Origin of the sequence: Corynebacterium sp. HMSC055G02 (assembly GCF_001809065.1) — a bacterium.
Taxonomy (GTDB): domain Bacteria; phylum Actinomycetota; class Actinomycetes; order Mycobacteriales; family Mycobacteriaceae; genus Corynebacterium; species Corynebacterium jeikeium_D.
Genome location: NZ_KV795671.1, coordinates 40,111 through 48,391, shown reverse-complemented (window position 1 = coordinate 48,391; position 8,281 = coordinate 40,111). Strand labels below are relative to the sequence as shown.

Annotated in this window: 6 protein-coding genes and 1 pseudogene; 5 read left to right on the top strand and 2 right to left on the bottom strand. The window is 58.8% G+C overall.

The annotated features are described in order from the left end of the window. A pseudogene (locus HMPREF2547_RS08400) lies at nt 1–1,165 on the bottom strand (IS110 family transposase); the annotation flags it as partial. Nucleotides 1,166–1,549: 384 nt separating this feature from the next. On the opposite strand from HMPREF2547_RS08400, the gene HMPREF2547_RS08395 reads away from it, so the two are divergent. From HMPREF2547_RS08395 to HMPREF2547_RS11005, 3 genes are read left to right on the top strand one after another with little or no spacing between them, the layout of a single operon-like run. Beyond that, the gene (locus HMPREF2547_RS08395; protein ID WP_070605523.1) at nt 1,550–3,046 is read left to right on the top strand and encodes an MFS transporter; all 1,497 of its coding nucleotides are present in this window, start codon (nt 1,550–1,552) and stop codon (nt 3,044–3,046) included. Beyond that, nucleotides 3,033–3,413, top strand: a complete 381-nt coding sequence (locus HMPREF2547_RS08390; RefSeq protein WP_246819659.1) for a TetR/AcrR family transcriptional regulator — start codon at nt 3,033–3,035, stop codon at nt 3,411–3,413. The genes HMPREF2547_RS08395 and HMPREF2547_RS08390 overlap by 14 nt, the downstream gene beginning before the upstream one ends. Beyond that, nucleotides 3,335–3,577 (top strand): hypothetical protein, encoded by a 243-nt coding sequence (locus HMPREF2547_RS11005; protein WP_246819657.1) that lies wholly within the window; start codon nt 3,335–3,337, stop codon nt 3,575–3,577. Before HMPREF2547_RS08390 ends, HMPREF2547_RS11005 begins: the two co-directional genes overlap by 79 nt. Nucleotides 3,578–3,583: 6 nt before the next feature. On the opposite strand, the gene HMPREF2547_RS08385 is transcribed toward HMPREF2547_RS11005, so the two are convergent. Then, nucleotides 3,584–4,786, bottom strand: a complete 1,203-nt coding sequence (locus HMPREF2547_RS08385; protein ID WP_070605521.1) for an alpha/beta hydrolase — start codon at nt 4,784–4,786, stop codon at nt 3,584–3,586. Nucleotides 4,787–5,175: 389 nt separating this feature from the next. Here HMPREF2547_RS08385 and HMPREF2547_RS10785 point away from each other — a divergent pair, with 389 nt between their 5' ends. Further along, nucleotides 5,176–6,765: a Re/Si-specific NAD(P)(+) transhydrogenase subunit alpha gene (locus HMPREF2547_RS10785; protein ID WP_070605519.1), complete on the top strand. Its 1,590-nt coding sequence runs from the start codon at nt 5,176–5,178 to the stop codon at nt 6,763–6,765. A gap of 6 nt (nt 6,766–6,771) precedes the next feature. Beyond that, entirely contained in the window at nt 6,772–8,247 is a 1,476-nt protein-coding gene (locus HMPREF2547_RS10780) for an NAD(P)(+) transhydrogenase (Re/Si-specific) subunit beta (RefSeq protein WP_070595767.1), read from the top strand. Nucleotides 8,248–8,281: the final 34 nt, after the last annotated feature.

The window sequence follows — 8,281 nt, the reverse complement described above, 5'->3', positions numbered from 1 at the left end:
GAAGAACTCACGCCGAGTCAACAGGGCATAGATGACGTTGCAGCGGCTCCGGGCAAGCCGCATCACCGCGGCATTGTGCTTCTGTCCTTCAGTCCGTTTACGCAGGTAGTAGTCGCGCGATGCAGGATGGCAGTTCGACGCGATCCACGCCGATTGAAACATCGCGTTTTACAACTGTTTATTGCCGGCCCTGGTGGGAAACTCGCCGCGGACCGACGTACCCGACTGCCGGGTGGTCGGCGCGATGCCGGCGTAAGCGGCCAAGTGCGCGGCATCGGCGAAGTCCTGGCAATCGCCGATGGACAACAAGATGTTAGAGGCAGTCGTGATGCCTACGCCGGGCATCGACATCAAGACCTGGGCAAGAGGGAACGATTCAAGCATCTCCTCGACTTGTCCGGCAATCGTGTCGCGCTGTGCTTGAAGCGCTTTGATGTTCGCCGCCAGCTGGGAAATGACCAATTCTGCTGCCGCAGTGCCGGGTACCGTGACAGTTTGCTCGGCAAGGGCAGCGAAAATTGCGTCAACCAGGGCAGCAGGGGCCTTCTTGGAGCGGTTGCGCATCCACTTCAGGACCCGGCCCCGACCTGCGGCGGCCAGTTTTGTCGGACCTTCGTAGTGGATGAGCGAGTCCAGCACCAACGTGCGCGAGAGAATCTCACCTGCAAAGACGCGCTCGAGTGCGGGGTGAATCTGTGTGAGCACGCTGCGAAGGCGGTTTTTCGTTCGGGTGGCGTCTTTGGCGATGTCGTCGTGGAATCCGGCGAGCATCTTCAGCGCTGCTAGTATCTCGTCGTCGCGGTCGACTGCCCGCAGAGTGTGCAGCATGGTGCGGGCGGTGTCGGCGATGATGAATGCAGCCCGGCGGTCAGTTTTTGATCGTCCAGGGTAGAGATCGGCTGCTTTTCGCATGGCTAGGTCGGGGAGAGCCGCAGTCGCGGGCCACGGCGATGGGCAGGGCGCCGATCGTGTTGGGTTGATCGACGACCATGAGAACGCTGCCGTGGGCCTGCATGGACGCGAAGATTTCACGCCGTGCGGCTTCGTCTTGGGGCAGTGGTTTGTCGTAAATTCTCTCGCCGGTGTTGGTCAGCGCGCAGGCATGGTGGTCGGTTTTGCCGACGTCGAGGCCGATGATGATTTCGGGTTTTGTGGACGGTTCCATGGTGGTGCCCTTCTGTTGCGGCTGGTCGCCGGTGTCTTGGACATCCGTTGCAGGCACCCACGTTACGACGAGATCTCTGTTTGGTCCGTGTCCCTATTAGCTGTCAGCGGTTGTCCCCGGTGTCCGGTGGCAATATCCCCGGATTATGGAAATGTTCACGCAGATAAGCCATGCCGGGCCCGGTGACCGCGCCCCGTGAGGGGGCACCATCACGGTAACGGATCGAACGGCGTCCGTGAATTCGTACCTCAACAACGCCTTCAACTTAGGCACTTTTTCACCGGCTCCTTGGGCGGGGTTGGCTTACTTTTCTTGAAGTTTTAGGCCTACATCGGCACTCTTCAGAAGTTGTAACTAAACCGAACGTTCGTTACAGTTATTGGAATGACAAGTACCGACCACGCCGCTTCCACAAGGGCTAATCCGCCCACTTCAGTCACCCACAGGTGGATCTTCCTCGCTATCATCAGCGCCGGCCTACTACTCATCGGCATAGATAACTCGGTGCTCTACACTGCTCTGCCGGTTCTGCGCGAGCAGCTCCACACAACCGAATTGGAGGGCCTGTGGATCATCAACGCCTACCCACTGGTGATCTCCGCACTCCTCCTCGGCACAGGCACCCTAGGCGACCGCATCGGTCACCGCAAGATGTTTCTTGTGGGCCTGACAATTTTTGGCTTCTCTTCCCTGGCCGCGGCCTTTGCGCCGCACGCCTGGGCGCTGGTCATCGCCCGCGGCTGTCTAGGACTGGGCGCCGCGACCATGATGCCGGCGACCCTCGCACTGCTACGTGAGACCTTCCGCCACCCTCGTGAACTTGCCACAGCTATTGGCATTTGGTCTGCCACAGCAACACTGGGTGCCGCCGCTGGCCCCGTCGTTGGCGGTTTCCTATTGGAGCACTTCTGGTGGGGCTCAATCTTCCTTATCAACATCCCTGTCGTAGTTTTCGCAATCATTGGCACGCTGATTTTTGCTCCGCCGAATCAGCCCAACCCAGCCAAGCGCTGGGATTTCCTCACCAGCCTCTACGCGATGCTGGCCATGTTGGGCCTGGTTTCGCTCATTAAGGAACTCGCTGGTCATCGCTCCTCCACCGTCATCGTCGCAGCTATCGCCTGCGGGCTAGTGGGCGCGGTACTGTTTCAGCGTCGTCAGGCACGTCTCACTGAACCCCTCATCGACTTCTCCGTCTTCCGTTCGCGGATGTTTTCCGGTGGCGTGCTGGCAGCCGCGCTTGCCATGTTTGTCCTGGCAGGCGCCGAATTGATGACGACGCAGCGCTTCCAGATTTCCGTCGGATACACACCACTCGACGCGGGCTTGCTAGTTGCCACCGCGGCACTGGCGTCCTTGCCAGTTGGTGTCATCGGCGGCATGGTGCTGCATCGAGTGGGTTTCCGCACACTCATCACCGGCGGATTCCTCCTCAACGCCATCGGCCTGGCAGGCATGTACTACGGTGTTTCCTCGGGCAATTTCCCGCTCATGATCGCAGGATTGATACTGCTCGGCGCGGGCGCAGGTTCTGTGATGTCGGTGTCGTCGACCGCGATTATCGGCTCAGCCCCGAGGTCAAAGGCCGGTATGGCGGCGGCGATGGAATCCGTGTCCTACGAATTTGGCACACTGATCACCGTCGCAATCACAGGCAGCCTCCTACCCATGTTCTACGCCTTGTTCACGCCTGTCGACGCCAGCATCTCACTCACCGATGCACTTCACACGCCAGCGCTTAACGACGGCGCCCGCGCCGGCCTCGACAGTTCCTACCTGGCCATTTTGATTATCCTGGCTGTCGTTGCTGTCATTGCAGCGATTGCGACTGCGGTGGCATTCCGCGGCAACCCGAAGGAGACTGAATATGCGCACGAGTAAGCGCACTGCCATTCTCGACACAATCGTTGAGATTATCGAGACAAATGGCTTTTCCGAGGTCACCTACGAAAATGTCGCAACTCAATGCGGAATGAGTAAATCAGGGTTGATTTACCACTTCCCCTCCCGCGAAGACATGATTCGCAGCGTCCATGAGCACATGGCGCAGCTATGGGAGGAAGAACTGATTGAAGCCGCGGGCGGCCCGCAGAGGAGGTCTCCCCCGCCAACCGCCTACGCGCAAACCTCCAGGTCTCGCTGGATACAGCAACGAGGGCCGAGCTACTCATGTCCATCGACTCTGCCGCCGAACCGGAGCTGCGCGAGATCTGGACGCGCCTTTTGCGCCGGTGGAATCCGCCGGTAGAACAGATTGCCACCGATGAGGAAGCCTGCATGGCCTACGTTGTCCAAATGATTTCCGATGGACTCTGGGCCAACGACTATCTCAACGGCAATCAGCTCACGAAAGCACAGCGTAAGGCAATCGCCGAGGCCGCGGCAAAGCTGATTCCAGAGTCGATGGAGTAGCCAGCTCTAAACGCCCTTGCGCTGAACGTCCTTGAGCTCGGAGTCAGTAGCCAGGCCGTAGTTAGCACCCTCATAGACGGCCTTTGCTCGACTCGTTCCGCCGAGCACATACTCACTAAAGGACAGCACCAGCGAGCCAAGCACATTCTTGGACGGATCATCCAGGTAGGTGCCGTGGTAGGAACCGGTGACTACCGCTTCCCAGGCGGGCCATTCAGCATCGCGGTAACCACGTCGATCCGCATCAAAAGGAACGATGTCCTCGTGCTCCGCAATGGCCACCAGGCTTGGAATCTCCGGCGGTGTGGAGATTAGTCCAGCGTCGGAAGGCCCTGGGTTGATGGCGACCAGACCGCGGGTGACCATGTCAATCCCCGCAGCCTGGAAGGCCTTATCCATCCTGTTGTTCAGGAAGATTGCGGAGCCACCACCTGCGGAATGCCCGACCAGCATCGTGCGGGAGAAATCGATCTTGCCTGCAAGTGGTGTGGACTCGTCCTCATTGGCCGCTGCGGCAACTGAAGCTGCCAGCACCATCTGTGGCGCGAACCAGTTGGTGAAGTTGTAGCCAAGAGCCACGACGTATCCGTGGCTTGCATAGAGTCGCGCTTGCGCGTCGTACATACCCGGCTCAGTACCAATGCCAGGGCTGAGAACCATCAGTGGCGCAGACTCCATGGAGTCAATATCCGCCGGGTAGATAAGCTGTGCGCCAACTGGGGAGGCGTTGGCCGATTCAGGCAATACGTCATAGCAGCCGGTGGTGCCGTGGAGACCGTGGAGGTCCCGCAGTACGCGGTTATAGATGGTGTAGACGACACCATCACATGGCATTGCTTCGCGGGTTGCGGCAACTGGATGGGAGCCCATCGCTCCGAACTCCTTGCGCAGCTGCCCCGCCTCTGGGGCGAACGGCTCGGTGATATGGCCACTTTCGCCACCGGAAATGACACGGTTCACGCCACCCATGACATCCACCAGACCACCGCCAATTTTGTCCACGGTTTCCGAGTTCTGGTAGTCAATAGTGCTTTCGCGTGCAGTGATATCCGGCAGCTGACCAATGCGCGGTGCCGCCTGCGCTGGCACCTGTCCGCCGAGAACTACACCAGCTGCGAGCGAGAGAGCAACCACCTTCGAGAACGTACGCCCCTGCCCTCGGCGGGATGCCGACACGGTCTTTCCGGCGACACTTAGTGAACCAATCATCGTTTTTCCTTAACTCTTGCCAAAAGCCTTGGAATACGAATCTACCTAATGCGTAAAGACGTACGTAAAGACAGAATCATCCTCCCCCATACTTCACCCCTCAAACAATCATTCAGGGCGCTACAAATGTTCACTCTCGCCCACAATTAGCACTATTACCCCCATTTCCTACCCCCTTTCTAAGAGTGCGCAAACTCAGAAAAACCCACCTCACCACCGTTACCCACATATTTTTATTACCTTTTTCCACAAACGCCTCCGCTGCCTCCCCGCCAGCGCATACCTTATTGACACCAAGGAGAAAGCGGTCACGCCCACGCTCACTGTTAACCGACAACCGAGTGTGCATGGCCCTTAATAAAACCCCCGAACAGAAAAGAACTCCCACAATGAGAATCGGCATCCCTTTAGAACCCGATCCCCAGCAAACAATTGTGGCTGCGACCCCGGAGACCGTCGGCAAACTCGTCAAGCTTGGCTACGAGGTCGCCGTGCAGGCTGACGCCGGCCTGGCTGCTAAGTTCACCGACGCGGACTACGAATCCGCCGGCGCCACCATTGTCGACGAGTCTGTCTGGCACAGCGATATCGTCGTAACGCTCGACACTCCGCCGGAACAGTTCCGTGCACTGCTTAACGACGGTGCCATGCTGATTAGCCGACTTGCGCCAGGGCGTAACGAAGAGCTGGTCGAAGAGCTCGCGCACCGCAACATCACTGCCCTTGCTATGGATGCGGTTCCCCGTATTTCCAGGGCACAGTCGATGGACGTGCTGTCGTCGATGGCCAACATCGGTGGTTACCGCGCAGTAGTCGAAGCGGCTGCTGCGTATGGTCGCCTTTTCACTGGTCAGGTGACTGCCGCAGGCAAGATGCCGCCAGCTACCGTTTACGTCATCGGCGCTGGTGTCGGCGGACTTGCCGCAATCGGTACCGCCAACTCTATGGGCGCGATTGTCAAGGCAACAGACCTGCGCCCTGAAGCCGGTGAACAGGTCGAATCGATGGGTGCAGAGTTCATCCCGATTCCGGCCGCCACTGAGAAGTCCGAAGATGGCTACGCCAAGGAAATGACCAATGATCAGGCTGCCGCTGCCGCGAAGCTCTACTCCGAGCAGTCCGCGCAAGCTGACATTGTCATCACCACCGCGAATATCCCGGGCCGCCGCTCTCCGCTGCTGCTGACTGCTGCCGATGTTGCAGCTATGAAACCAGGCAGCGTCATCGTCGACATGGCTGCCGCCGGTGGCGGTAACTGCGAGATGACAGTTCCAGGCAAGACCATTGTCACTGACAACGGTGTGACCATCATCGGTTACACCGACCTTGCAGGGCGTCTGCCCGCACAGGCATCGTCGCTGTACGGTCAGAACATTTTCAACCTGTTCAAGCTGATTACGCCAGAAAAGGATGGCTCTCCAGTTCTCAATCTCGAGGACGAGATTATCCGTGGCATCACGGTGACAAAGGCTCGCCCACAGAATGGCGGCGGCGCTACCGGAGCTGAGATTCTCTGGCCACCACCGCCCATCAAGGTCGCTGTCACCCCTGCTGCCCCACTGCAGGAGCAGCAGGCTCAGCAGGCTGCGTTTGAAGAAAACGCTCCGGAGAAGGTTTCCTTCATGGGATCGGGCATGGGCTCGAAGATTGCTCTGGGCCTGACGGCACTGCTGGCAATTGTGGTTATGCTCAGCGCACCGCACAGCGTGAGCGCCAACTTCATGGTTCTCACCTTGGCTATCGTGCTTGGCTTCTACGTGATCTCTGCGGTCACGCCGCGCCTGCACACACCGCTGATGTCTGAGACCAACGCGATTTCCGGCATTGTTCTGGTGGGTGCGATTCTCCAGGTGGGAAGCTCCAACCTGTTAGTTTCCGGTCTCGCGTTCGCGGCCATCGTAGTCAGCTCCATCAATATCTTCGGCGGTTTCGCCGTCACCGACCGCATGCTTGGCATGTTTGTGAAAGAGGAGGCATAAAGTCTAATGGCTAGCATTGATACTGCTTCGCTTCTGGACTGGACCTACCGTCTGTCCAACGTCGGCTACATTGTCGCCGCCGTCCTGTTCCTCGCTGCACTCTCGGGCCTGTCCAAGCCGGAGACCGCTCGCCGCGGAAACGCCTTCGGTATTGCCGGCATGGCCGTCGCCGTTGTCATCGCCATCTTCCAGGCACTCGTCACCGCTGACACCAAGCCGGATTCTCACTTCTCCCCGCTGATTACCCTGATTCTCATCGCTGTCGCTATCGGCATCGGTGGTGTCATCGGTATCAGTCGCGCACGCAGCGTTGCCATGACTGGTATGCCGCAGCTGATTGCACTGTTCAACGGTCTGGTTGGACTCGGCGCTATCTTCATCGGCTTCAACTCCTACATCTTCGCCGAAGATGTCGCCCCCGATGCCCTGAAGTTCCACTTCGGCGAGGTTTACATTGGCGTCTTCATCGGCGCTGTGACTTTCACTGGCTCCATCGTCGCAGGCCTGAAGCTGTCTGAGAAGATCAAGGGCTCGCCGCTACTGCTGCCGGGCCGCAACGCTCTGAACATTGCCATTCTGGTGGTCACTCTGGTTCTCCTGGCTGTCTTCATCGCAACCGGCACCGAGGGCGGCGCCATCGCATGGGCATGCATGGTTGCAGTCACTGCTTTGGGCCTGTTCTTGGGCTGGCACCTGGTCATCGCCATCGGTGGCGGCGACATGCCGGTTGTCGTGTCCATCATGAACTCGTATTCCGGTTGGGCCGCTGCTTTCACCGGTCTCATGCTTGGCAACCCGCTGCTCATCATCACCGGTGCGCTGGTTGGTTCCTCCGGCGCCTACCTGTCATACATCATGTGTGAGGCCATGAACCGCTCCTTTGCCAACGTTATTCTGGGTGGCTTTGGCTCCGAGGCTTCGTCGGGAAGCGCCGTGGAAGGCTCCCACACCGAGGTCAGCCACGAGGACACCTCCGAGATTCTGCGTGACGCAGACAAGATCCTCATCGCTCCGGGCTACGGTATGGCTGTGGCACAGGCTCAGTACGCTGTTGCTGACCTAGTCCGTAACCTGCGTGAGGCCGGCAAGGAAGTGGTCTTCGGTATCCACCCAGTCGCTGGCCGCCTGCCGGGTCACATGAACGTGCTGCTGGCTGAGGCCAAGGTTCCCTACGACATCGTGCTGGAGCTGGACGAGGTCAACGATGACTTCGCTGATGTGGATGTCACCCTGGTCATCGGTGCAAATGACACCGTCAACCCGATGGCAGAGCAGCCGGGCTCCCCGATTGCGGGTATGCCGGTGCTGAAGGTGTGGGAATCTGAGCGCGTGATTGTTCTCAAGCGTTCGATGGGTTCGGGTTACTCGGGCGTGCAGAACCCGTTGTTCTTCAACGAAAACACCGACATGCTTATCGGCGATGCGAAGGCCAGCGTCGACTCTCTGAACCGCATCCTGGCGAGTTCGAAGGTCAACGCTTAAAACTTCAGGCAAGCAACGCCGTACAAATCGGAGC